Source organism: Serratia sp. P2ACOL2 (genome assembly GCF_003691565.1).
Lineage (GTDB): Bacteria > Pseudomonadota > Gammaproteobacteria > Enterobacterales > Enterobacteriaceae > Serratia > Serratia liquefaciens.
Map to the genome: position 1 here is coordinate 3,854,516 of NZ_CP033162.1, position 24,315 is coordinate 3,878,830.

A 24,315-nucleotide genomic window follows, 5' to 3' on the forward strand; every position below is an offset into this window, starting at 1 on the left:
ATGAAATTAAATCATCTGGCTGAAGTTCATCTGCGCCATCAATTTGTAGTTGTCGGCGTAATCGACCGGAATGGCCACCACGACCGGCCCCTGGATTTCCATCGCCTTGCGTAACATGGGCCGCAGGTCATCCACCGACTGCACCGCAAACCCGACCGCCCCGCACGCCTCGGCATAGGCTTTAAAATCGATAGGGCCGAATTCCACCCCGGATTTGCGACGGTATTTGTTCACCTCCTGCATTTCCACCATGTTGTAGGCGTTATCCACCCAAATTACGTGCACGATGTTATTTTTCAGCCGCACGGCGGTTTCCAGTTCCATGCTCGACTGCATAAAACCGCCGTCGCCGGAAATCGACACCACTTTGTCGCCCGGCCGCACCAGCGCCGCGCCGATGGCCCACGGCAGCGCCACCCCCATGGTCTGCTGGCCGTTGGAAATCAGCAGTTGGCGCGCACGGAAGCTGTAAAGGTAACGCGCAATCCAAATGTGGAAACTGCCCATGTCCACACACAACGTCACGTCGTCGCTGACAATATCCTGCAGCTCTTTGACGATACGCAGCGGGTGGATTGGCATACCGCCGCGCCGTGCGGCACGTTCCGCCAGTTCGGTACGCTGGCGACCAAGATCGCTGAGGATCGATTCCACTTCGGCCGGCACGCTCACCACGCTGTTAAAGGCTTCGGTCATCATGTCGAGCGTGGCGCTGATATTGCCCACCAGCTCGACGTCCGGACGATAGCAGGTATCGATGTCCGCTGGCAGCACGTCGATATGCACCAGTTTCAATCGCCCCTGGCTGTTCCACATGCAGGGATCGTATTCGATCGGGCCATAGCCGACGCTGACCACCAAATCGGCTTTCTGCAGCAGCTGGTCGGCCGGTTGGTTGTTGAACAAACCGACGCGGCCGGCAAAGCGTGCAAAGTGATTAACGTCGATCACCCCTGCCGCCTGGTAGGTCCCCACTACCGGCATATGGGTGCGATGCAGCAGTTGGCGCACCGCCTCGCTATTTTCCGGGCGGCTGGCCTGCAGCCCCAGCAACAACACCGGGCACTTCGCCTGTTGGATCAGCTTAACCGCGGCGCGAATATCCTCGGCAGCGGCGGCCCCCATTCGCGGCAACCGACATCCCGCCAGCACCGGGGCGCTGACCGGCTCATTGACGATGTCCATCGGCAGGCTGACAAAAGACGCCCCAGGACGGCCGAATTCGGCGTGGCGGAAAGCGTTGGCAATCACTTCAGAAATCGCCGAACCGGCATGCACTTCGGCACAATACTTGGTCACTGGCCGAAACATACTGACGGTATCCATGCTCTGGTGGGTCTGTTTGAGGTTGTCGGCACGCTTCACCGCCCCGCCGAACGCCACGACCGCATCCCCTTCCGAGGTGGCGGTCGCCAGCCCGGTGATCAAATTGGAACTGCCCGGCCCGGAGGTCACCAACGCCACCCCGGCCTTGCCGGTCAAACGCCCCACCGCCGCCGCCATAAACGCCGCGTTGGCCTCGTGGCGCACCACCACCGTTTCTATCGACGGCGCGTCTTCCAGCGAATCGAATACCCGGTCAATCTTGGCGCCCGGAATACCGAATACGTGTTTAACCCCCTGCGCCTCCAGATTTTTCACCACCAAATCTGCGCCACATGCCCAGTTATTGTCTGTTTTTGCCTTGTTCATGGAATACCTCCTGAAAATACACCCAGGACTGTCGCGGAATTAACCCTCGGCAGAACGAATTGCGCTATCCAAATCCTCGGGACAGAGGTCGGCGCGCAGAAAATCCGCATCATGCGGCAATTGAAGATTGAGACGGGTGATCACGCCAAATTGCAGGCGGCCGTGGTCAAGTTGGTAATCCAGCACGTGACCGCCACCGTTGCGATCGTCGGTGACAAAGTGCTCGTGATAACCGGCCACGCCAACGCCCTGCATATAATCAGGCGAACGGAAGCCAACCAGGGTGCCCTGACGTCGATGGAAGGCAAAGGTCGGCTGCTCTTCTATCGCCTCCAGCATCGGACGATAAGGCCGCTCCTGACGCGGCACGGTGCGGGTTTCCACATGGCTGAATTCACCGTCGACGCGCAGCGCGCAGAACAGGTTAGGCGAAGCCACCTGCTCATCGATACACTGGTGCAACTGCGCCTTGGTGATCGGACTGTCGAAGTGTTGGGTGACGCTAGGTTGGAAAAAGGTGACAACAGCAAACGGGGTTTTCTGCTGCAAACTGGCCGGTCGTGCGCTGCCGTCGGCGCGCAACTGGTGAATTTCCTGGTCGAAGGCGATCAGTTCGCCGTCGAGGTGATTGAACGTTCCCAGGCCAAAGTTGCCGTGCTTGAGCAATTCGGCAATGGTGACCTCCCCTTCGTAAACGCCGCTGATCAGTGCGCTCATCAGCGAGATTTGATAGATCTCGCCCTCCCCAACGCTCAGCGACTGCCTGGCAAACCCTTGCGCCAAATGCTGCGCGCAGGAACACCCATGCTCTTCGTTCATAACTACTCCTCCACCAGCGCGGAGTGAAATGCTCCGCGCGTTCAAAAATGCCCACCCGTAGGTGAACAAAGATGTCGCCGGCAACGCGTTCAGTTGGAACGATTCAGCCAACGGCGACAAAAAAACCGGCACGGCAGGCCGGCGATGCCCAATGTCAACAACGGTTTAGATTCACTAATCATTGTTGGTAAACAGGTCATCAATTTGAACGGTTAATCTGGTGTTGAAGTCATCATCAATACCGCAGGCACACGCTGGAACCTGGGGGAAATTCTGTATTTAAAGTTCTAAAAACCGCGAGTTTTATGCATTTTCTCTCTGTGCGGTGGGGTTCACGACACGCCTTCGTTTTCCGTAAGCCCGAAAAAAGAGTAGCCGCATTGCGACGGACGGAGAACCTGGTATTCATAAGAAACGCTTTTGCATATAATGCAAAGATGAATGACGCCCGCTATGTTGAACATCTGCCGATATTTCTCGAGGTGGCCCTGTTGGGCAGCTTCTCCGCCGCCGCTCGCAAGCTGGGAATGGTGCCTTCTTCGCTGGTACGCCACATTGATGCGCTGGAAAACGCGCTGGACGCCACGCTGTTTATCCGCTCTACGCGGGGTTTGATGCTGACGGATGCGGGCGAAAGGCTGCAGGCGCGAGCAAGCACGCTGCTGACGGATATCACCGACATCCGTGCCGAACTGGCTTCGTGGAACGATATGCCGCAAGGCACGCTGCGTATCAGCTGTCTGCCCACCTTCGGCAAAACCTATATCCTGCCGCTGTTGCCGACGCTGGCCGAGCGCTATCCGCAACTGTTTGTCGACCTGGATTTGACCGAACGCCAAACCGATCCGACCCAGGAACTGTTGGATGCCGCCATTCGTATCGGCGAGCAAAAAGACAGCGGGCTGTACGCCAGCCGCATCGCGACCCAGCGCTGGGTGATGTGCGCCAGCCCTGATTATATCGCCCGTTACGGACAGCCGGCCGACCTCAATGCATTGCCGCAGCATCGACTGATTGCCCGCTACCATAAGCAACAACCGGCCTGTTGGGCGCAAATCCTCAGCGTTCCTCTGATGAGCCGCTGCAGCATGGTGCTGCGCTGTGACGACTTTACCGCTCAACGCCAGGCGGCGCTGCTGGGGTTGGGGCTCACCTTTTTGCCCAACTGGGTGGTCGGGCCGGATATTCAGGCCGGCCGCTTGCTGCAGGTGTTGGAAGACCCGCGCCAGGAGCAACAGGGCATTTACCTGTTACGGCCGGTGGCGAAGGTATCCGCGCGGCTGAACCTGTTTATTACCCTGCTAAAACAAAGCATCGGTCAGCCACCGAGCTGGGAGTAACGCGGGGAAACCTGTCCCTGCAGCGCCGGGTTGTCGCTTTCATCTTTCAGCTCCACCCCGGTCAGCCGACGCTGGAAAGCCTGCTCCAGCAGCCAGGCCAGTTTGAACGCCGCCTGCGGATAATCCAGCCCTTCCGGACGCACGTTGGAGATGCAGTTGCGCTCCGACTCGCGCCGCCGGGTGTTCGGCCCCCAGGTAAGGTAAATACCGAGGCTGTCCGGCGACGATAAGCCCGGCCGCTCGCCGATCAACATCGCCACCGCTCTGGCCTGCAAACACTCGCCGATATCATCCCCCAGCGCGACCCGCGATTGGTGTGCCAATACCACAGGGGCAACCGAAAGCCCCAGTCCATCGAGATAAGGTCGCAGCGCCTGCAACAACGGTAGCGCCTGACGGTGCACCGCCTTGGAGGATAAACCGTCCGCCACCACCAGCAGCAGATCGGCCGGTTTTTCCGGCAGGCCCAGCAGCAGGCTGCGGCTGTCAGGAGCCAAACGCCGCCCGAGGTCCGGCCGACGGAGATAGGCGGTGCGATCGGCGGCCTGACTGTGCACCGTCAGGGTTTGCCAACCTTGCTCCTGCAATGTCCCGGCCAGCGTATCGCTATCAAACGGCTGATGTACCGCATCACGCGCCTGCGCATGCGCCAGACCGAATTTAAGCAACTCCGCCGTAGGCAGGCTGGAACCGGTACGCCCCAATGCAATGCGCGCATCGGTAAAGGCGCGCAGCGCGTCCCAACGGTTAACGTGCACCGGTTTGCTCATCGTCTCTCTCCCTGCAAGGCCAGTAGCAAAGGGTGATTGGCGGCGGTATCGCGCAGTTGACCCCGTTCGTCGGTAATCTGCATTTTAGTCAGCCAGTCGGCAAACTCCGGTGCGTGTTTCAACCCCAGCAGCTCGCGGATATAGAGCGCGTCGTGGAATGAGGTGCTTTGATAATTGAGCATGATGTCGTCGGCACCCGGCACGCCAATCAGGAAAGTCAGCCCGGCGGTGGCCAACAGCGTCAGCAGCGTGTCCATGTCGTCCTGATCCGCCTCCGCATGATTGGTGTAGCACACGTCGCACCCTAGCGGCAGACCAAGTAGCTTGCCGCAAAAATGATCCTCCAAGCCGGCGCGGATAATTTGTTTACCATCGTACAGATATTCCGGGCCGATAAAGCCGACCACGGTGTTGATCAACAACGGGGAGAAATGACGCGCCACCGCATAGGCACGCGCTTCGCAGGTTTGCTGATCGACGCCATGATGTGCGTTGGACGACAAACAGCTGCCCTGCCCGGTTTCGAAATACATCACGTTATTGCCCAAGGTGCCGCGGTTAAGGCTCAGTGCCGCCTGCTGCGCTTCCGCCAGCAGCGCCAGATTGATGCCGAACCCCTGATTGGCCGCTTCGGTACCCGCGATCGACTGGAACACCAAATCCACAGGGACGCCACGCTCCATCAACCGCAGCGTATTGGTCACATGGGTCAGCACGCAGGATTGCGTCGGAATGGCGAAGCGCTGGATCACGTCGTCCAGCATGTAGTTGAGCTTTTCCAGCAGCGGCAGGCTGTCGCTGGCCGGATTGATGCCGACGACCGCATCCCCGCAACCATACAACAGGCCGTCGAGCATGCTGGCGGCGATGCCCTGCAGACTGTCGGTAGGATGATTCGGTTGCAACCGCACGCTGAGTCGCCCCGGCAGGCCGAGGGTATTGCGAAAACGCGTGATGACCCGGCACTTCTTCGCCACCAGGATCAGATCCTGATTGCGCATCAATTTACTCACTGCCGCCGCCATTTCCGGCGTAATGCCTGCAGCTACCCGTGCCAACATCGCGCTGTCCGCCTGCTCGCTCAAGAGCCAATCGCGGAAATCCCCCACCGTCAGGTGCGATATCGGCACAAAGGCCAACGCATCGTGGCTATCGACAATCAGCCGTGTGACCTCGTCATGTTCATAAGGCACCAGCAGTTGCTGAAGAAAGGTTTTCAGCGGCACATCCGCCAACGCGATGCGCGCCGCCATGCGTTCTTCTGCGCTGTCCGCCGCCACCTCAGCCAGATAATCGCCGGAACGTGCCGGTGATGCCTTGGCCAGCAACTGGCGTAAATCGTTGAAGCGGTAGCTGCGCCGGCTAAGCGTGGCCTGATACATAGCGCCCCCTGTTCTGCCCTGAATGGTCGGTGGAAGTTGCAAACCCTGTACCAAGTGTAGTCAGTGGGCGTGTGAAATTATTTTTTGCCGGAAATCAGCCTATTGTCCCCATATCTCGGGCTATCCACGCTGCAGTGGCGTGCACTAAAATCATGCACGGCATTCCGCCTGCGGTCGCTTCGGGTTACAGTAGCCGCAACTAAGGAGCGGTAATGAGTCTGCAGCAGAAAATTATCCAATGGTTACAGCAAGATAACGAAAGAATGATGGCATTGCGCACCGCGCGACGACTCGGGCTGAATGACTGGTGCCTGGGGGCCGGTTTTGTGCGCAATCTGGTGTGGGATCAGCGCCACGGTTACGCTACGCCAACGCCGCTCAACGATATCGACGTGATCCATTTCGACCCACAGCGCCCGGAAGCGGAACGTGACCACATGCTGGAAACGCGGCTGCAAGAGTGGCTGCCACAGCCCTGGTCGGTGAAAAACCAGGCGCGTATGCATTTGCGTAGCGGTCGAGCCCCTTATCGCAATAGCGAAGACGCCATCAGCTTTTGGACCGAGGTGGAAACAGCCGTGGGTGCACGCCTGAATGCAGATGACAGCATTACGCTGGTCGCGCCGTTCGGTCTCGAGGGGCTGTTTGCCGACACTATTACCTTCAATGCCAAAAACGGCGACCTCGATGCCTATGAACAGCGGGTTGCCGGCAAGGGCTGGTTACAACGCTGGCCGCGCCTGCGGCAAATTCGCGGGTAAAGTTTTTCCCCAGGCTGCCGATACCCTGAGTAGCCATATCAAGACTCAGGGAGAGCATTATGTCGACCAGCATCACCATGATTGTTCCGGTGAAAAATACCGTACCCGGCGTCAGCAACGTTTTTAGCGCCCCCGGTAATACAGGCCAGGTGCTGATGGCCAAGCCGGTACATCAGCAACCTGAAGGCGACAAGTCTAATGAAACCAAAGCGGCGGGCGGGAGCGACCGGGTTAGCGTTTCCGACAGCAGCGCTTCAGCGCGCATCAAAGTGCTGAACAAACAGATTCAGGCTCTGCAACAAAAACTGGTGGATCTGAAAGATTCGGACAGCGATCCCAAAGAGATCGAAAAACAGAAACAGCTGATCCAGGCGCAGATCAAGATGTTGCAGGCCGAGATCGCGCGGATTCAAAAAGAAGAGATGGAAAAACAGCAGGCCGAGCAGATGGCCAAGGCCAATGAGAGCATTGTCCCTGCCAAGGGCGATGGCATCAACCGCCCGACGGCGGCCAACGCCGTGGACGTGTATATCTGACTCAGTAGTCCGCCTGTTGTCGGCGTTGCTGCTGCAACAATGCCGCCTGTTGGCCAACCACTTGCCAGATGGCTTCCGCCGCGGGTGTCAGCGAACGGTTTTTACGCCGCACCAGCATCAGCGCGCGGTTGATTTCCGGCATCAGCCGACGCACCTTTAATTGCCCCCCTTCCGGCAGCGGTAACGCCAGCGCAGGAAAAATACTGATACCGATACCTGCCGCCACCATCGGGAACAACGTTGCCGGGTGGCCTATCTCTTGTACCACCTGCGCTTCCACGCCTTGCTGGCGCAACGCGCTGTCAATCAGCGGCCGGCTACCGGACGCATAGTCCTGCAATACCAGACGACTGCCGTTCAGCGCCGACCAGTGCACCTCGGCCAGCCCGGCGAAGGGGTGATCGTTACGGCACAGCAGCAGGAAGGGCTCGTGCAGGATGGGTTCGCAGTCCAGATCCACCGCCTGGACCGGATCCACCACGATGCCAAAATCCACTTCGGCGTTGCGAATGCTGTGCAGGACCTGTTGCTGTGCCTGATCGCGCAGCATAATGCGAATATCCGGATACTGCTTTTCCCCTGCCGCAATGCACTGCGGCATCAGGTGTGCGGAGATGGTTTGGCTGGACGCCACCCGTACCGTACCGCTGCGCTGCACGCCGAAGCTGCGCGCATCCAGCAATGACGACTGCAGCTCATCCAGCAAGCGCTCAACGCGGTTGGCCAACCGCTGTCCGGCGTCGGTCAGCACCACTTCGCGAGTGGTGCGATCGAGCAGGCGAACGCCGACCTCCGCTTCCAGCTCTTTCACGCTGTGGCTGACCGCCGACTGCGTCAGACCAATGGCCTCACCGGCCCGGCTGAAACTGCGGTGGCGGGCAATGGCGACAAACACCTTGAGCTGCTTAATCGAGTAATTCATGTTTTTTATTCATAAATGAATTAAATAAATCAATTTAATTATTATATCCCTCCGCGCGACAATGGGCGCATTGATTTTTCATCCGAGTACGCCGCCATGAGATTCTTGCCCGATCGCTTTACCCTGACGTTGATCGCCACCGTGCTGCTGGCTTCGTTCCTGCCTGCGCGCGGCGAGTTCGTCGGCTGGCTGAATGCACTGACCATCGCCGCCATCGCCCTGCTGTTCTTTATGCACGGCGCCAAGCTGTCGCGCGAAGCCATTCTGGCTGGCAGCAACAACTGGCGGCTGCATCTGTGGGTGATGTTCAGCACCTTCATTATTTTCCCGGCGCTGGGCGTGCTGTTTAAATGGTGGTCGCCGGTCAACGTCAGCCCGGAGCTGTATTCCGGCTTTATTTATCTGTGCATTCTGCCCGCCACTGTGCAATCGGCCATCGCCTTTACTTCGCTGGCAGGCGGCAACGTGGCGGCGGCGGTATGCAGCGCTTCAGCGTCAAGCCTGCTGGGGATTTTCGTTTCGCCGCTGCTGGTGGGGCTGCTGATGAACGTTCACGGTGAAACCGGCAGCCTGCAGCAGGTGGGTTCCATCGTCCTGCAGCTGTTAGTGCCCTTTGTGGCCGGTCACCTGTCGCGCCCGCTGATTGGTAAATGGATTGAACGCAACCGCAAGCTGATCGGCAAGACCGATCAGACTTCGATCCTGTTGGTGGTTTACGCGGCCTTCAGCGAAGCCGTCACCCACGGTATCTGGCATCAGGTCGGGTTTGGTTCGCTGGTGTTTATCATCGTCGGCAGCCTGGTGCTGCTGACGATCGTGCTGGTGGTGAACACTTACATGGCGCGCTGGCTGGGCTTTAGTAAAGCCGATGAGATCACCATCGTGTTCTGCGGCTCGAAGAAAAGCCTGGCGAACGGTATCCCGATGGCCAATATCCTGTTCCCGGCCGCTACCGTGGGGATTATGGTGCTGCCGCTGATGGTGTTCCACCAGGTACAGCTGATGACCTGCGCCGTGCTGGCGCGGCGCTATCAAAAGAAACAGCAGAAAAAACAGGCGGTGCCAAACGCCGAAACGGCGCGGGGATAATCAAACGGGCGCGACGGTTGCCGCGCCCGACTACTCAACTTTTCTTCAGCGGCTTGACCAGATGGTCGAGCCCTTCGATTTTAATCGCCAGCGTCATTTCCATCAGCATGCCGAGTTTGCCGTTCGGGAACTCCCCCTTGCGAGCAAACCACAGCAGATACTCCTCAGGCAGGTCAATCAGCACCCGCCCCTGGTATTTGCCGAACGGCATCACGGTGTTGGCGATTTCCAGCAGGTTTTCTTTTTCCATCAGGCACCCAACAGGCGGATCATTTCCGCCTCGTCGATCACCGCAATGCCCAGTTCTTGCGCCTTCACCAGCTTGGAACCGGCGGCTTCCCCGGCAATCACCAAATCGGTTTTCTTCGAGACGCTGCCGCTGACCTTGGCGCCCAACGCCGTCAGGCGATCTTTGGCCTCATCGCGTGAAAGCTGGCTCAATGAGCCCGTCAGCACCACGGTTTTACCGGCAAACGGGCTGTCGATTTCGTCCGCCACTATCACCACCGGCGCCGGCCAGTTGATGCCTATTTCGTCGCTGATCAGTTCATTGATAACCTTCTGGTTAAGCTCCTCGTCCAGGAAATGCCGCGTGTGTTTCGCTACCACTTCACCGACGTCAGGCACTTCTTTCAAAGCCTCGATATCAGCCGCAAACAGCTTCTCCAGCGTGCCAAAATGCGCGGCCAGATTGGCGGCCGTGGCTTCACCGACCTCACGGATGCCCAACGCGTACAGGAAGCGGGCGAAGGTGGTTTGCTTGGACTTCTCCAGCGCGTTGACCAGATTCTGCGCTGATTTCGGCCCCATGCGATCCAACCCGGTGAGAATGCCGGCGGACAGGCGGAACAGATCGGCCGGATTCTTGACGTACTCTTTTTCCACCAGCTGTTCGATGATTTTGTCGCCCATGCCGTCGACGTCCAACGCTCTGCGGGAAACGAAATGCTTCAGTGCTTCTTTACGCTGCGCGGCGCAAATCAGCCCGCCGGTGCAGCGTGCCACCGCTTCGCCTTCGACTCTTTCGACATCGGAACCGCATACCGGGCAGTGTTGCGGGAATACAACTTCACGCGCGTCTGCAGGGCGGCGATCGGTCATCACCCCAACCACCTGCGGGATCACGTCACCCGCGCGGCGCACGATCACCGTGTCGCCAATGCGCAGGCCCAAACGCTCAATTTCGTCGGCGTTGTGCAGCGTGGCGTTGCTGACAATCACCCCGGCAACCAGCACCGGCTCCAGGCGCGCCACGGGGGTAATAGCCCCGGTACGACCAACCTGGAATTCCACCTCGCGCACCAGGGTAATCTGTTCCTGCGCCGGGAATTTGAACGCCGTTGCCCAACGTGGCGCACGCGCCACAAAGCCGAGCGTTTCTTGCAGATCGATATCGTCGATCTTCACCACCACGCCGTCGATATCAAAGCCGAGCTGCGCACGGTCTTGCTCAACCTGACGATAGAATGCCAATACCTCGTCACTGCCGGTACAACATTTGGCGCGATCGCTAACCGGCAAGCCCCACGCTTTGAACTGCATCAGCCGCTGCCAGTGGCTGCGCGGCAACTCGCCCCCTTCCAGCAGGCCAACGCCATAGCAGAAGAAGGTCAGTGGACGCTTGGCGGTGATGCGCGGATCAAGCTGACGGATCGACCCGGCGGCGGCGTTACGCGGATTGGCAAAGATTTTGCCGTCTTTTCGACGCGCCTCTTCGTTCATCTGCTCGAAACCGGCCTGCGTCATAAAGACTTCGCCACGCACTTCCACCCGACGCGGGATGTTGTCACCGGTCAGACGCAGCGGAATGGCGCGGATGGTACGCACGTTGGAGGTAATGTTTTCACCGGTGGTGCCGTCGCCGCGCGTGGCAGCGCGCACCAGTTCGCCGTCTTCGTACAGCAAACTGACCGCCAGGCCGTCCAGTTTCAGTTCACAGCAGAAGGTCAGCGGCTCGCTGCTCTTCAGGCGATCCTGCACCCGCTTGTAGAACGCCAGGAAGCTCTCTTCGTCAAAAACGTTGTCCAATGACAGCATCGGCACTTCATGGCGTACCTGATCGAACGCCGCCAAAGGGGCCGCGCCCACGCGCTGGCTGGGCGAGTCGGCGGTGATCAACTCAGGATGTGCGCTTTCCAGCTCGCGCAGTTCACGCATCAGGCGATCGTATTCCGCATCCGGCACTTCCGGCGCGTCCAGCACATGATATTGATATTCGTGATGGCGCAGTGAGGCTCGTAGTTGATTGATTTGTTGGATTATCGATTCCATGGCTCACCATCAAAGATAAAAAACCCCCGGCACGCGGGGGCTTTGTTGTTACGGATGTTCAGTGCGCGTAGCAGCCGTTTAGTCGTTGTTATCCAACACTTCACGAATGCGCGCTTTGTAGGTTTCCAGCTTCTGCGGGGTCATCATGCGGCGCTCGTCGTCCAGCACCACACCACCCACGTCGTCGGCGATCCGCTGTGCCGACTGCAGCATCAGCTTGAAGTTCTGATTAGCGTCGCCATACGACGGCACCATCATGAACATCGATACGCCCGGCGTCGAGAAATCGGACATCATCTCAGGATCAAAGGACCCTGGTTTAACCATATTCGCCAGGCTAAACAGCACAGGACCGCTGCCCGCAGGGCTGATATGGCGATGGAAGATGCCCATTTCGCCAAACTGGAAGCCCGCCTGCAGCACGCTCTGCAGCAGAACTTCGCCGCCGATCACGCCACCCTGATGTGCGGTAACGTGCAGCACCAGTACGGTTTCTTTCAGTTTTGCCGGTTTGACGGCAGCAGGTGCAGGCTGAGGCTCGTGCACCACCGCTGGCTTCTCTTCCGGCTGTGGCTGATGAGCAGGTTCGGCGTGGAACGCCGGCTCCGCTGCATGCGCCACTGGCGGCAGATCGTCAACGCGCGGTTCACGGCGCGGCGCAGGCTGCTGCGGCTCGTCGTCTTCATCCTGCGCGTAGTTGTCCAGCAGGATGTCATCATAATCCGGTCGCTGAGACAGCGGTGGCGGAGACTGATGAGCAGCCGGTTGAACGGCACGCGGTGCTGGCTCAGCCGCCGGAGCGGGCTTGGGCGCAACCACGGGTTCTTCGCGAGCGGCATCAAAATGACCAAAGGACGGCTCATCTTGCGGGTGAGCGGAGCGTACACGCACCTCTCCCACGCCTTCATCGAGATCGTCGATCGGGGATTGTTCACGTTCCTTTTTGGAACGTTTGGCTGGGCGATCGCGAAAAAGCGATGAGCGTTCCTTACGACTGGTCCAAAGACCGTGCAATAACAACGCTATTATGGCGATCGCGCCAACAACGATTAATATCAGACGCAAATCCTGCATCATTGCTATCTCTGTTGTTCCAATACATTGCCACCGCGGCAAACATTCACTCTTTAACTCTATTTGCCCAAGCACACAAGTGCAAGTCCGTGCTGAACTTTATGCCAATAAAGATGATTATTCTGCCTTTTTTTGCTGTTTTTTCAGCCAATGTCACCCTAGCCAGTAGAAAATCATCCCGATATGATAGCGATGCCTGTTCAGACAAAGAGATAACTTAAGATATGTCCTATTCGCAGTCACCTTCTCACTCCACCAGCGGCCTTCATTATTTTGCCGAAGGCTGGCGCCTGATTTCGCGCCCGGGGATTAAACGCTATGTCGTCTTGCCGTTACTGGTCAACGTGCTGTTGATGGGATCCGCCTTCTGGTGGCTGTTCAGTCAGCTTGGTGACTGGATCCCCAGCATGATGAGCCATGTGCCGACCTGGCTGCAGTGGCTAAGCTACGTTTTGTGGCCGCTGGCGGTGATCTCCGTCCTGTTGGTGTTCAGCTATCTGTTCAGCACCATTACCAACCTGATTGCCGCCCCGTTCTGTGGCTTGCTGGCCGAACAGTTGGAAGGCAGCCTGACCGGCAAACCGCTGCCGGATACCGGCATTTTTGGCATTGTGAAAGATCTGCCGCGCATTATGGCGCGCGAATGGCGCAAGCTGGCCTACTACCTGCCGCGCGCGCTGGTGCTGTTGATACTCTATTTCATCCCGGGCATCGGCCAAACGGTGGCGCCGGTGCTGTGGTTCCTGTTCAGCGCCTGGATGTTGGCCATCCAGTATTGCGACTACCCGTTCGATAACCATAAGGTAAGCTTTGCCGATATGCGTCGCGCGCTGCGCCAGCATAAAACCGACAACCTGCAGTTTGGCGCCATGGTCAGCCTGTTCACCATGATCCCCATCCTTAACCTGGTGATCCTGCCGGTCGCGGTGTGCGGTGCCACCGCCATGTGGGTCGATCGTTATCGCCCACAATTCGTCCGTTCCTGAGCCGTTTTATTGGCCGCATTACGATTAATTCTTCGACAGGGCGCGCAATTTGCGCCCTTATCCTTGTGCTTAAAACTTATTTCCTAATAACATATAGATATACCAATTCTTTACTTCCCTGCCGGTACTGTTAGCGTATGCTTTCGACGTTCCCCACATTTTTCATAGAGTTAAAGGACGGGCTATGAGCAAGATATATGAAGACAACTCATTAACAATCGGCCATACGCCGCTGGTTCGTCTGAACCGTATCGGCAACGGACGCATTCTGGCCAAGGTTGAATCACGCAACCCCAGCTTTAGCGTTAAATGCCGCATCGGTGCCAATATGATTTGGGACGCAGAAAAACGTGGCATTTTGGTCGCCGGTAAAGAACTGGTGGAGCCGACCAGCGGCAACACCGGCATCGCGCTGGCGTTCGTCGCCGCGGCGCGTGGCTACAAGCTGACGCTGACCATGCCGGAAACCATGAGCATCGAACGCCGCAAGCTGCTTAAAGCGCTGGGCGCCAACCTGGTGCTGACCGAAGGCGCAAAAGGCATGAAGGGCGCGATCGCCAAGGCGGAAGAAATCGTCGCCACCGATCCGAACCGCTACATCATCCTGCAGCAGTTCAGCAACCCGGCTAACCCGGCGATCCACGAACAAACTACCGGCCCGGAAATCTGGGACGACACCGATGGCGAAGTTGACGTATTCATCTCCGGCGTCGGTACCGGCGGCACGCTGACCGGTGTCAGCCGCTACATCAAAAACACCAAGGGCAAGGCGATCACCACCGTGGCGGTGGAGCCAACCGATTCACCGGTCATCACCCAGGCGCTGGCGGGTGAAGAAATCAAACCGGGCCCGCACAAAATTCAGGGCATCGGCGCAGGCTTTATCCCCGGTAACCTGGATCTCGATCTGGTGGACCGCGTGGAACAAATCACCAACGACGAGGCCATCAGCATGGCGCGCCGCCTGATGGACGAAGAAGGCATCCTGGCGGGCATTTCCTCCGGTGCCGCGGTAGCCGCAGCGGTGAAATTGGCCGAAGAACCGGCGTTCGCCGACAAAACCATCGTGGTGATTTTGCCGTCTTCCGGCGAACGTTATTTGAGCACCGCCCTGTTCGCCGATTTGTTCACCGAGCAAGAATTGCAACAGTAGTGCCAGCCGCGCATAAATCGCTAAAAAAGCACCTTTCGGGGTGCTTTTTTGTGGGCTGGATCAAAGTTTATAGCAGTCAAAGATTGATTTTACCCGTCAGCTTTAGTATTTAACGGTGCATTATTTCGATGCGCAAAATTAATCGCCCTTCATTTCTTGTTTAGGCTGAATCGATTTACTCATTTGTCGCTGATGCGTTAAACACGGCATAATGAAGCGCGGATTGAAACGACGGCGGAAGCCAAATTTTTTGATCTGAAGTGCCAAACTCGTCGTTTTCTGTTGCATCAATGCTCGCCCCTGTACCATAGTCAGGCGCTAACCAGACAAGCTAAAGTCATACCCTTGGGCTAAACTTTAGCTCCACGACACACCAATAAGTTGGGGAAACATCAATGTTCCAGCAAGAAGTTACTATTACCGCTCCGAATGGTCTGCACACTCGCCCTGCCGCTCAGTTCGTTAAAGAAGCCAAAGGCTTCACTTCTGACATCACCGTGACCTCTAACGGGAAAAGCGCCAGCGCCAAAAGCCTGTTCAAACTGCAAACTCTGGGGCTGACTCAAGGGACCGTAGTGACCATCTCCGCTGAAGGTGAAGACGAGCAGAAAGCCGTTGAGCACTTGGTAAAACTGATGGCAGAGCTTGAGTAATCGGCCCGTCTTCTTAGTTAACACCAGTCAAGAGTAAGGTAGGGTTATGATTTCAGGCATTTTAGTATCACCGGGTATCGCTTTTGGTAAGGCTCTCCTACTGAAAGAAGATGAAATTGTCATCAACCGGAAGAAAATCTCTGCAGATGATGTAGAGCAGGAAGTCTCACGTTTTCTTGCCGGCCGCGCCAAAGCGTCCGAGCAGTTGGAAGCGATCAAGACCAAAGCTGGCGAAACCTTCGGCGAAGAGAAAGAAGCTATCTTCGAAGGCCACATCATGCTGTTGGAAGACGAAGAGCTTGAGCAGGAAATCATAGCCCTAATCAAAGATGAGTTGGCTTCTGCAGACGCTGCGGCCTACACCATCATCGAAGGCCAGGCGAAAGCACTGGAAGAACTTGACGATGAATACCTGAAAGAGCGTGCGGCCGACGTACGCGACATCGGTAAACGCCTGCTGCAGAATATTCTGGGCCTGGCTATCGTCGATCTGAGCGCCATCCAGGACGAAGTTATCCTGGTCGCTACCGATTTGACCCCGTCTGAGACCGCACAGTTGAACCTGGACAAAGTGCTGGGCTTCATTACCGATCTCGGCGGCCGGACTTCCCACACCTCCATCATGGCTCGCTCCCTGGAATTGCCGGCAATCGTAGGCACCAGCGACGTGACCAAGCAGGTGAAGAACGACGACTATCTGATTCTGGATGCGGTTAACAACAAAATTTACGTTAACCCGACCGCTGACGTTATCGATCAGCTGAAAGCCGAACAGAACCAGTACGTCACCGAGAAAAACGATCTGGCCAAGCTGAAAGATCTGCCGGCGATTACGCTGGACGGTCATCAGGTTGAAGTCTGTGCCAACATCGGTACCGTGCGCGACGTCGCCGGTGCAGAGCGCAACGGCGCAGAAGGTGTTGGCCTGTATCGTACCGAATTCCTGTTCATGGACCGCGATTCACTGCCGACTGAAGACGAGCAGTTCCAGGCTTACAAAGCCGTTGCGGAAGCCATGGGCTCACAGGCCGTGATCGTCCGTACCATGGACATCGGCGGCGACAAAGACCTGCCGTACATGAACCTGCCGAAAGAAGAGAACCCGTTCCTCGGCTGGCGCGCGATTCGTATCGCCATGGACCGCAGAGAAATCCTGCACGCGCAACTGCGCGCCATCCTGCGCGCTTCCGCGTTCGGCAAACTGCGCATCATGTTCCCGATGATCATTTCCGTGGAGGAAGTCCGCGATCTGAAAGGTGAAATCGAGACGCTGAAGGCGCAGCTGCGTGAAGAATCCAAGGCCTTTGACGAGACCATTGAAGTGGGCGTAATGGTGGAAACACCGGCCGCGGCAGTGATTGCTCATCACCTGGCGAAAGAAGTCGACTTCTTTAGTATTGGGACAAACGATCTAACCCAGTATACTCTGGCGGTAGATCGCGGCAATGAGCTGATTTCTCATCTCTATAACCCGATGTCCCCATCAGTGCTTGGCCTGATCAAACAGGTTATTGATGCATCTCATGCAGAAGGCAAGTGGACCGGTATGTGCGGTGAACTGGCTGGCGATGAGCGTGCTACACTGTTGTTATTGGGCATGGGGCTGGATGAGTTCAGCATGAGTGCGATTTCAATCCCGCGCATCAAGAAAATTATTCGTAATACTAATTTCGAAGATGTGAAGGCGTTGGCAGCGCAAGCCTTGGCACAGCCAACGGCGCAAGATCTGATGAATTGCGTGAATAAATTCATCGAAGAAAAGACGCTCTGCTAAACTTCCACGACACTGGAACGCCGCCCAATTTAATGCTTAGGAGAAGATCATGGGTTTGTTCGATAAACTGAAATCTCTGGTTTCTGATGACAAGAAAGACACGGGCACTATCGAGATCGTAGCTCCACTTTCTGGCGAAATCGTTAATATCGAAGATGTGCCTGACGTAGTATTTGCTGAAAAAATCGTTGGCGACGGTATTGCCATCAAACCTACCGGCAACAAAATGGTTGCCCCGGTTGACGGTACTATCGGTAAAATTTTCGAAACCAACCATGCTTTCTCTATCGAATCCGACAGCGGCATCGAGCTGTTTGTCCACTTCGGTATCGACACCGTTGAACTGAAAGGCGAAGGCTTCAAACGCATCGCTGAAGAAGGCCAGCGCGTCAAGAAAGGTGACGTCGTTATCGAGTTCAACCTGGCCCTGCTGGAAGAGAAAGCCAAGTCTATCCTGACGCCGGTGGTTATCTCCAACATGGACGAGATCAAAGAGCTGATCAAACTGACCGGTAACGTAACCGTTGGTGAGACCCCAATCATCCGCATCAAGAAGTAATTGCGAATGAAATAAGAACGGCGCCCTTGGCGCCGTTTTTTTATGTCACCAGGCTGAATCAGTATGTACTGCACGTACACTCCGAGGCATTTTCAAGCTGCCTGCACCGATAACGCCTATTGTACAACTGAGAATACCCAACGAATTTCGAATTGCAGCCAGGCGGCAAGCGGGTGAAGCCCCAGGAGCTTACTCAAGTAAGTGACTGGTGTGCGCACGAGCAGCCAACCAACAACGCGGCGGTCCGAAAGGCGAAGGGTGTTATTACTGCCAACGCGGAATGCGCAGAGTAATCACCAACCCTTCCTGTTCGCCGTTGCGCGCCTCAACCTGTCCGCCATGTGCCAGCACCACCTTGCGGGTGATCGCCAGTCCCAGTCCGTAACCCTTGCCCGACATCGACGATTTTACCCTGACGAACGGATCAAAGATGCTGGAAAGCTTCGACTCTTCTACCCCAGGCCCCTGATCGCTGACCTCTATTTGGAACAGTTGGTCGATTCGCGTCAACACCACCGTCACCCGCTGACCATGGCTGGAGAAACGTAACGCGTTGCGCACGATATTATCCACCGCGCGCCGCATCAGCTCGGCATTGCCCTTAACGGTGTACTCCACGTCCGAACTGGCCTGCAGCACAATCTCGACGCCAGGGATTTGCGCTTCGTAACGCGCGTCGCTCACTACCGCATCCACCAGCCCGTACAGATCGAAATACTCTTCGTCCGGCAGACTGTTGCTCTCGGCACGTGACAGCGCCAATAGTTCGCCAATCATTTTATCCAGCCGCCCCGCTTCATGCTCAATACGTTGCAGCGAGTTCTCGACGTTGCCTGCATTTTGCCGCGCCAGGCCAATGGCCAACTGCAACCGGGCCAACGGTGAACGAAGCTCGTGCGAAACGTCGTGCAACAACTGTTCGCGAGCGCTGACCAACAGCTCCAGCCGTTCGGCCATGCTGTCAAAATCGCGCGCTACCTCGGACAGTTCATCATGCCGCCGGCGCATCGCCGGGAACAAACGCACCGATAAGTCGCCCTGAGCTACGCGGTCAAAACCATCGCGCAGCTTACGCATCGGCCGGGTCAGGTTCCAGGCCAGCACCGTACTGAACAGCAGCCCCGCCAGCCCCCCCACCCAAAGCATCGGCATAGGGATATTGAACACGTGCGGACGCCGGTTCGGGCTATATTCTTCCCGCAGGGCCCGCATGTCGTAACTCAACAGATAGCCCGTGCCACCCGAATCTTTCACCCATGCAGTCACCTCTTTTAACCTGCGGCGTCCCTCAAATACCGGTTCCTCCGCTGCAGGTGGCTGCGCCATCGGCGTTACGGACAGCAAGCGCCGGTCATCATCCGACCAGTCTTTCAGCATGGCATTCAATGCCGGCAGTCCGCCCTCGCGCAATTGGGTGGCGGCCGAAGTCAGTTGCAGCGTAACCGCACGCCGGGCCATCGCGTTTTCCGGCGGCTCATAGCGATCGCCATACAAAGAAAAAGCGACCCACAGCGCCTGGGTCATGATGATAAAGGTCAGCCAGAAGCCGAGCAGGATTTTCCAGAATAGTCTTCCGCGCATGGCCATTACCGAATGCGGTAGCCGATGCTGCGCACCGTTTCAATGCTGAGCGCGTTATCCGTCAACGCCCCCAACTTCTGGCGAATATTGCTGATGTGAACGTCAACGCTGCGGTCATAGGCTTCGCGCGGGCGCCCCAACCCTTTTTCCGATAGCTCGTCTTTTGATACCACGCGTTCAGGCGCGCGCAGCAACAGCTCCAGCAAGTTGAATTCGGAAGCGGTCAGATCGAAAGGTTTACCGCGCCATTCGCTGCTGCGGGTCGATGGGTTGAGGGTCAGCTCACCGAAGTTAATGGCAATTTCGTCGTCCACTTCTTCCGGGCGCTCGTCGAAACGACGCAGCACCGCACGCAGGCGTGCCACCAGCTCACGGGGATAGCATGGCTTGGGCATGTAGTCGTCGGCCCCCATCTCCAACCCGATGACCCGGTCGATATTGTCGCCTTTGGCCGTCAGCATAATGATTGGCATGCGGCTCTTTTTACGCACGTCGCGCAGCACGTCGATGCCGCTCATGTCCGGCAGCATGATGTCGAGGATCATTGCGGTGTAATCGCCAGACAGCGCGCCTTCCACGCCTGCTTTGCCGGTCAGCACCAGCGTGGCATTGAAACCTTCGCCAGTCAGATATTCACTCAGCATGGTGCCGAGTTCGAGGTCATCATCGACCAATAAAATTTTCATGCCTTACTCCTTCGCGGATTTTCGTCATTTTCACGCCTATTTGCCTGCTTCGCAGCCGGTTTTACTCAATCCTTACATATTCCTGAATGCCACTTAACCGCAGCCCGGCCGACGGCGCGTTAAATTAGTGCCAACAGATTTTCGCCACGCTTTATGCCAGGGAAGCTTCTCCTCATGCCATCGTTTCAACGCTTAAAACGCTATCTGCCGCCCACTGTTATTGTGGCCGCTATCGCCCTATTTCTCTACTTCCGATCCCACGACGCTACAGAAACGCCCCGGTATATCACTGCGGTAGCACAAACCCGTGACCTGGAACAAACGGTGCTGGCCGACGGTACGATAGAAGCGCAAAAACAGGTTAGCGTCGGCGCTCAGGTATCGGGCCAGATTAAGGCCCTGTACGTGGCGCTGGGCGACAAAGTGCATAAAGGCCAGCGAGTGGCTGAGATTGATGACTTAACCCAGCAGAACGCCCTGAGGGACGCGGAAGCGGCATTGAAGAACGTTCAGGCACAGCGCGCGTCCAAAATGGCGGCGCTGCACAACAATCAGCTGGTTTATCAGCGTCAGCAGGCCATAGTGGCGCGTGGCGTCGGGGTCCGCGCAGATTTGGACAGCGCTCAGGCCACGTTGATTGCCACCCGCGCCGATATCAACGCGCTGGATGCGCAGATCATTCAGGCGCAAATCGCGGTCAACACCGCGCAGGTTAACCTCGGTTACACCAAAATCACCTCGCCGATCGACGGCACCATCGTCGCGTTACCGGTAGAAGAAGGCCAAACGGTGAACGCAGTCCAAAGCGCCCCCACCATCGTCAAAGTCGCTCAGTTGGCGACCATGACTGTCGAAGCGCAAATTTCCGAAGCCGATGTGGTCAAGGTGAAAACCGGCATGCCGGTCTATTTCACCATCCTCGGCGAACCGGGCAAGCGTTATAGCACCCAGCTGCGGGCCATAGAGCCGGCACCAGACTCGATCAACGACGAAACTACTTCGACCAGCACCAGCACGTCCAGCAGCACGTCCAGCTCCAGCACCGCGATTTACTACAACGGCCTGTTTGATGTGGCAAACCCGGACGGCGCGCTGCGCATTTCAATGACTGCGCAGGTGTATATCGTGTTGGCCAAAGCGGAAAATGCGGTGGTGATCCCGGCTACCGCGCTGGAAGGCGACTGGGTACAGGTGGTGGATAAGCAGGGCAATATCGCCCGCCGTCCGGTCAAGGTCGGTATCAATAACAACGTCGACGCACAGATTATCAGCGGCGTGTTGGCCGGTGAGAAAGTGATCGTCAGCCAGGCCAATGCCACGAGCCAAAGCCCCGCCCGTCGTATGGGCCCGCCACCGATGGGGATGTGATGATGGCCTCACAACCCCTACTGCAACTGCACGGTATCAGCCGCCGTTTTCAGGCCGGTGACCAAAACGTCACCGTGCTCAAGGAGATCAATCTCAGCATTGCCCAAGGCGAGATGGTGGCGATCGTGGGCGCCTCCGGCTCGGGTAAATCAACCTTGATGAACATTCTCGGCTGCCTCGATCGCCCAAGCGACGGGGATTATCAGGTGGCCGGCCGCAGTACCGCACAGCTGGATCGCGACAGCCTGGCCGAACTGCGCCGCGAACATTTCGGCTTTATCTTCCAACGCTATCATTTACTGGGGGATCTTAGCGCCCAAGGCAACGTGGAAGTCCCTGCGGTGTATGCCGGCCATGCCCGCAGCGCACGCCAACAACGCGCCGCCGATCTGCTGCAAAGGCTCGGCCTGGCGCAACGGTTGAATTATCGTCCCAGCCAGCTCTCCGGTGGCCAGCAGCAACGCGTCAGTATCGCTCGCGCATTGATGAACGGTGGCGAGGTAATCTTGGCAGACGAACCCACCGGCGCGCTGGACAGCCACAGCGGGCAAGAAGTGATGAGCATCCTGAAAGACTTGCACGCTCGCGGCCATACGGTGGTGATTGTCACTCACGATATGCAAGTTGCCGAACATGCTCAGCGCATCATTGAGCTTAGTGACGGCGAGATTGTCGCCGACCGACGGAAAACAACGGCCCACACCGTGGCACGCCTACCGATAGCGCTGGATAACGCCGTCAGCCGCTGGCAATCGCAACGCGATCGCCTGTACGAAGCATTCAAAATGGCACTGCTGGCGATGGCCTCCCAACGCCTGCGCACCCTACTGACCATGCTCGGCATTATCATCGGCATCGCCTCGGTGGTATCGGTGGTGGCGCTGGGCAAAGGCTCTCAGCAGCAGGTGCTGGCCAACATCAACGCCATGGGCACCAGCACGCTGGAGGTCTATCCGGGCAAAGATTTCGGCGATATGCGTTCTGCTGCAGTACAGACGCTGCGGGCCACCGACGCAGATGCGCTGGCGCAGCAGGGCTACGTGCACAGCGTCACGCCGACCGTTTCAAGCAGCACCACCTTCCGCTATGGCAATCAGTCGGTCAGCGGCACGGTCAATGGCGTCGGTGAGCAGTATTTTCTGGTGCGCGGTTACAGCATCGACAGCGGCATGGCGTTTAACCGCCATAGCGTCGATCAGTTGATGCAGGAAGCGGTGATTGACGAAAACACCCGCAACAAACTGTTTCCTCACGGCGTCAACCCGCTTGGCGAAGTGATCCTGCTCGGCTCGCTGCCGTGTCGCATTATCGGCGTCGCCGCCAAAAAACAGAGCGGTTTCGGCAGCGACGAGAATCTGAACGTCTGGATCCCCTACACCACCGCCATGAAACGCATGCTGGGCCAGAGCTACCTGAAAAGCATCACCGTGCGGGTGAACGACGATATCGATCTCACCAGCGCCGAAGACGGCGTCACCCGTCTGCTGAGCCAGCGCCATGGCGGCAAGGACTTCTTTGTGATGAATACCGACAGCATTCGCCAAACCATTGAGAAAACCACCGCCACCCTGACGCTGCTGGTGTCGATGATCGCATTGATTTCTCTGGTGGTGGGTGGCATTGGGGTAATGAATATCATGCTGGTGTCGGTGACCGAACGCACCCGAGAAATCGGCGTGCGTATGGCGGTCGGTGCCCGCGCCAGCGACATCATGCAACAATTTTTAATTGAGGCGGTACTGGTGTGCCTGCTGGGCGGCACATTGGGGGTTCTGCTGTCGCTGGGGATTGGCGTGGTGTTCAGTCAATTCAGCGACAATTTCACGATGGTGTATTCCACCGAGTCCATTGTCGCCGCGTTTATCTGTTCGACGCTGATCGGGGTGATTTTTGGCTTCTTCCCGGCAAGACGCGCTGCCGGGATGGATCCGATACATGCGTTGGAAAGGGAGTAACCCTCAACCGAAAACGCCGGTGGAGAGGTAGCGATCGCCGCGATCGCAAATGATCGCCACAATCACGCTGCCCGGGTTCGCCGCTGCGATCCGCAACGCACCGGCCACCGCACCGCCGGAGCTGACACCGCAGAAAATGCCTTCGCGCTGCGCCAACTGACGCATGGTCTGCTCGGCGTCGGTTTGCTCGATATCCAACACCTGATCCACCAGGTCCGGGCGGAAAATGCCCGGCAGATAGGCCGGTGCCCAGCGGCGAATACCGGGAATATTGCTGCCTTCCGCCGGTTGCAGGCCAATGATCTGCACCTGCGGATTTTGGCTCTTCAGGTAGCCGCCCACGCCGGTAATGGTGCCGGTGGTGCCCATGCTGGAGACGAAATGGGTGACCCGCTGCTGGCTCTGCTGCCAGATTTCCGGGCCGGTGGTGGTGAAGTGGGCGTAGGGATTGTCCAGATTGTTGAACTGATCCAGCACCTTGCCCTGCCCCTGATTCTGCATGTCCAACGCCAGGTCACGCGCCCCTTCCATGCCCACTTCCCGGCTGACCAGGATCAGCTCGGCCCCGTAGGCGCGCATCGCCGCCTGGCGTTCCAGACTCATGTTTTCCGGCATCAGCAGCGTCAAAGCGTAGCCTTTCAACGCCGCGATCATCGCCAGCGCAATGCCGGTATTGCCGCTGGTGGCCTCAATCAGCCGGTCACCGGGTTTTATCTCACCGCGCAATTCCGCCTGCTGGATCATCGCCAGCGCGGCGCGGTCCTTCACCGAGCCCGCCGGATTATTGCCTTCCAGCTTGACCCAAACCTCGCTGCCCAGTCCTGCGGCCAGACGTTGTAATTTTACCAGCGGGGTATTGCCGATGCATTGTTCGAGCGTTGTCACGTGCTTTGCCTGTGTGTTGAAGTGCGTAATGTAAAAAGGCAACCCCAGGGTTGCCTTTA

23 protein-coding genes are annotated in these 24,315 nt (G+C 57.4%); 11 read left to right on the forward strand and 12 right to left on the reverse strand.

From position 1 onward, the window contains the following. Positions 1 to 6 precede the first annotated feature (6 nt). Positions 7 to 1,692 (reverse strand): acetolactate synthase AlsS, encoded by a 1,686-nt coding sequence (gene alsS, locus EBA31_RS18740; protein WP_020827976.1) that lies wholly within the window; start codon positions 1,690 to 1,692, stop codon positions 7 to 9. A 39-nt stretch (positions 1,693 to 1,731) separates the two neighbouring features. Next, entirely contained in the window at positions 1,732 to 2,511 is a 780-nt protein-coding gene (budA, locus tag EBA31_RS18745; protein ID WP_122079954.1) for an acetolactate decarboxylase, read from the reverse strand. Between the two features lie 437 nt (positions 2,512 to 2,948). On the opposite strand from budA, the gene EBA31_RS18750 reads away from it, so the two are divergent. After that, complete coding sequence (locus tag EBA31_RS18750) at positions 2,949 to 3,851, forward strand: LysR family transcriptional regulator (RefSeq protein ID WP_020827978.1); 903 nt, start codon at positions 2,949 to 2,951, stop codon at positions 3,849 to 3,851. On the opposite strand, the gene eutC is transcribed toward EBA31_RS18750, so the two are convergent. Beyond that, complete coding sequence (gene eutC, locus EBA31_RS18755) at positions 3,830 to 4,621, reverse strand: ethanolamine ammonia-lyase subunit EutC (protein WP_020827979.1); 792 nt, start codon at positions 4,619 to 4,621, stop codon at positions 3,830 to 3,832. The two genes, EBA31_RS18750 and eutC, sit on opposite strands and share 22 nt — an antisense overlap. Then, positions 4,618 to 6,003: an ethanolamine ammonia-lyase subunit EutB gene (locus EBA31_RS18760; RefSeq protein ID WP_122079955.1), complete on the reverse strand. Its 1,386-nt coding sequence runs from the start codon at positions 6,001 to 6,003 to the stop codon at positions 4,618 to 4,620. Before EBA31_RS18760 ends, eutC begins: the two co-directional genes overlap by 4 nt. Before the next feature lie 212 nt (positions 6,004 to 6,215). Here EBA31_RS18760 and EBA31_RS18765 point away from each other — a divergent pair, with 212 nt between their 5' ends. Then, the gene (locus tag EBA31_RS18765; protein ID WP_122079956.1) at positions 6,216 to 6,764 is read left to right on the forward strand and encodes a nucleotidyltransferase family protein; all 549 of its coding nucleotides are present in this window, start codon (positions 6,216 to 6,218) and stop codon (positions 6,762 to 6,764) included. A 59-nt stretch (positions 6,765 to 6,823) separates the two neighbouring features. After that, complete coding sequence (locus tag EBA31_RS18770) at positions 6,824 to 7,300, forward strand: FlxA-like family protein (RefSeq protein ID WP_020827982.1); 477 nt, start codon at positions 6,824 to 6,826, stop codon at positions 7,298 to 7,300. A gap of 1 nt (position 7,301) precedes the next feature. On the opposite strand, the gene EBA31_RS18775 is transcribed toward EBA31_RS18770, so the two are convergent. Next, entirely contained in the window at positions 7,302 to 8,222 is a 921-nt protein-coding gene (locus EBA31_RS18775; protein WP_122079957.1) for a LysR family transcriptional regulator, read from the reverse strand. A 96-nt stretch (positions 8,223 to 8,318) separates the two neighbouring features. Here EBA31_RS18775 and EBA31_RS18780 point away from each other — a divergent pair, with 96 nt between their 5' ends. Continuing rightward, positions 8,319 to 9,311 carry a bile acid:sodium symporter family protein gene (locus EBA31_RS18780; RefSeq protein WP_122079958.1) on the forward strand — a complete coding sequence of 331 codons (993 nt, stop codon included), beginning with the start codon at positions 8,319 to 8,321 and terminating at the stop codon, positions 9,309 to 9,311. 34 nt (positions 9,312 to 9,345) lie between these two features. Here the strand turns inward: EBA31_RS18780 and EBA31_RS18785 are convergent, their stop codons facing one another. From EBA31_RS18785 to zipA, 3 genes are all read right to left on the reverse strand, one after another. Beyond that, positions 9,346 to 9,561, reverse strand: a complete 216-nt coding sequence (locus EBA31_RS18785; protein WP_020827985.1) for a DUF3820 family protein — start codon at positions 9,559 to 9,561, stop codon at positions 9,346 to 9,348. After that, positions 9,561 to 11,582, reverse strand: coding sequence for an NAD-dependent DNA ligase LigA (ligA, locus tag EBA31_RS18790; protein ID WP_122079959.1), 2,022 nt, complete (start codon positions 11,580 to 11,582; stop codon positions 9,561 to 9,563). Before ligA ends, EBA31_RS18785 begins: the two co-directional genes overlap by 1 nt. 78 nt (positions 11,583 to 11,660) lie before the next feature. Next, entirely contained in the window at positions 11,661 to 12,659 is a 999-nt protein-coding gene (gene zipA, locus EBA31_RS18795; RefSeq protein ID WP_020827987.1) for a cell division protein ZipA, read from the reverse strand. A gap of 221 nt (positions 12,660 to 12,880) precedes the next feature. On the opposite strand from zipA, the gene cysZ reads away from it, so the two are divergent. Continuing rightward, positions 12,881 to 13,642, forward strand: coding sequence for a sulfate transporter CysZ (gene cysZ, locus EBA31_RS18800; RefSeq protein ID WP_020827988.1), 762 nt, complete (start codon positions 12,881 to 12,883; stop codon positions 13,640 to 13,642). Positions 13,643 to 13,826: 184 nt separating this feature from the next. Continuing rightward, a complete protein-coding gene (gene cysK, locus EBA31_RS18805) occupies positions 13,827 to 14,795 on the forward strand; it encodes a cysteine synthase A (RefSeq protein WP_044552772.1) in 969 nt (322 codons plus the stop codon). Between the two features lie 138 nt (positions 14,796 to 14,933). Here the strand turns inward: cysK and EBA31_RS26840 are convergent, their stop codons facing one another. After that, positions 14,934 to 15,083 carry a hypothetical protein gene (locus EBA31_RS26840; protein ID WP_020827990.1) on the reverse strand — a complete coding sequence of 50 codons (150 nt, stop codon included), beginning with the start codon at positions 15,081 to 15,083 and terminating at the stop codon, positions 14,934 to 14,936. A 107-nt stretch (positions 15,084 to 15,190) separates the two neighbouring features. Between EBA31_RS26840 and ptsH the strand changes: the two genes are divergently transcribed. From ptsH to crr, 3 genes are read left to right on the forward strand one after another with little or no spacing between them, the layout of a single operon-like run. Then, positions 15,191 to 15,448: a phosphocarrier protein Hpr gene (gene ptsH / locus EBA31_RS18810; protein WP_004936458.1), complete on the forward strand. Its 258-nt coding sequence runs from the start codon at positions 15,191 to 15,193 to the stop codon at positions 15,446 to 15,448. A 46-nt stretch (positions 15,449 to 15,494) separates the two neighbouring features. After that, on the forward strand, positions 15,495 to 17,222 hold the full coding sequence (gene ptsI, locus EBA31_RS18815; protein ID WP_020827991.1) for a phosphoenolpyruvate-protein phosphotransferase PtsI: 1,728 nt from the start codon (positions 15,495 to 15,497) through the stop codon (positions 17,220 to 17,222). A gap of 49 nt (positions 17,223 to 17,271) precedes the next feature. Then, positions 17,272 to 17,781 (forward strand): PTS glucose transporter subunit IIA, encoded by a 510-nt coding sequence (gene crr / locus EBA31_RS18820; protein WP_012146162.1) that lies wholly within the window; start codon positions 17,272 to 17,274, stop codon positions 17,779 to 17,781. Positions 17,782 to 18,045: 264 nt separating this feature from the next. On the opposite strand, the gene EBA31_RS18825 is transcribed toward crr, so the two are convergent. Further along, positions 18,046 to 19,362, reverse strand: coding sequence for an ATP-binding protein (locus EBA31_RS18825; protein WP_041415561.1), 1,317 nt, complete (start codon positions 19,360 to 19,362; stop codon positions 18,046 to 18,048). 5 nt (positions 19,363 to 19,367) lie between these two features. Continuing rightward, positions 19,368 to 20,048, reverse strand: a complete 681-nt coding sequence (locus tag EBA31_RS18830; protein WP_020827993.1) for a response regulator transcription factor — start codon at positions 20,046 to 20,048, stop codon at positions 19,368 to 19,370. 174 nt (positions 20,049 to 20,222) lie between these two features. On the opposite strand from EBA31_RS18830, the gene EBA31_RS18835 reads away from it, so the two are divergent. Continuing rightward, on the forward strand, positions 20,223 to 21,416 hold the full coding sequence (locus EBA31_RS18835; RefSeq protein WP_122079960.1) for an efflux RND transporter periplasmic adaptor subunit: 1,194 nt from the start codon (positions 20,223 to 20,225) through the stop codon (positions 21,414 to 21,416). A gap of 2 nt (positions 21,417 to 21,418) precedes the next feature. After that, positions 21,419 to 23,371, forward strand: coding sequence for a MacB family efflux pump subunit (locus tag EBA31_RS18840; RefSeq protein WP_122080659.1), 1,953 nt, complete (start codon positions 21,419 to 21,421; stop codon positions 23,369 to 23,371). A gap of 3 nt (positions 23,372 to 23,374) precedes the next feature. On the opposite strand, the gene cysM is transcribed toward EBA31_RS18840, so the two are convergent. Next, on the reverse strand, positions 23,375 to 24,256 hold the full coding sequence (gene cysM / locus EBA31_RS18845; RefSeq protein WP_020827996.1) for a cysteine synthase CysM: 882 nt from the start codon (positions 24,254 to 24,256) through the stop codon (positions 23,375 to 23,377). Positions 24,257 to 24,315 lie beyond the last annotated feature (59 nt).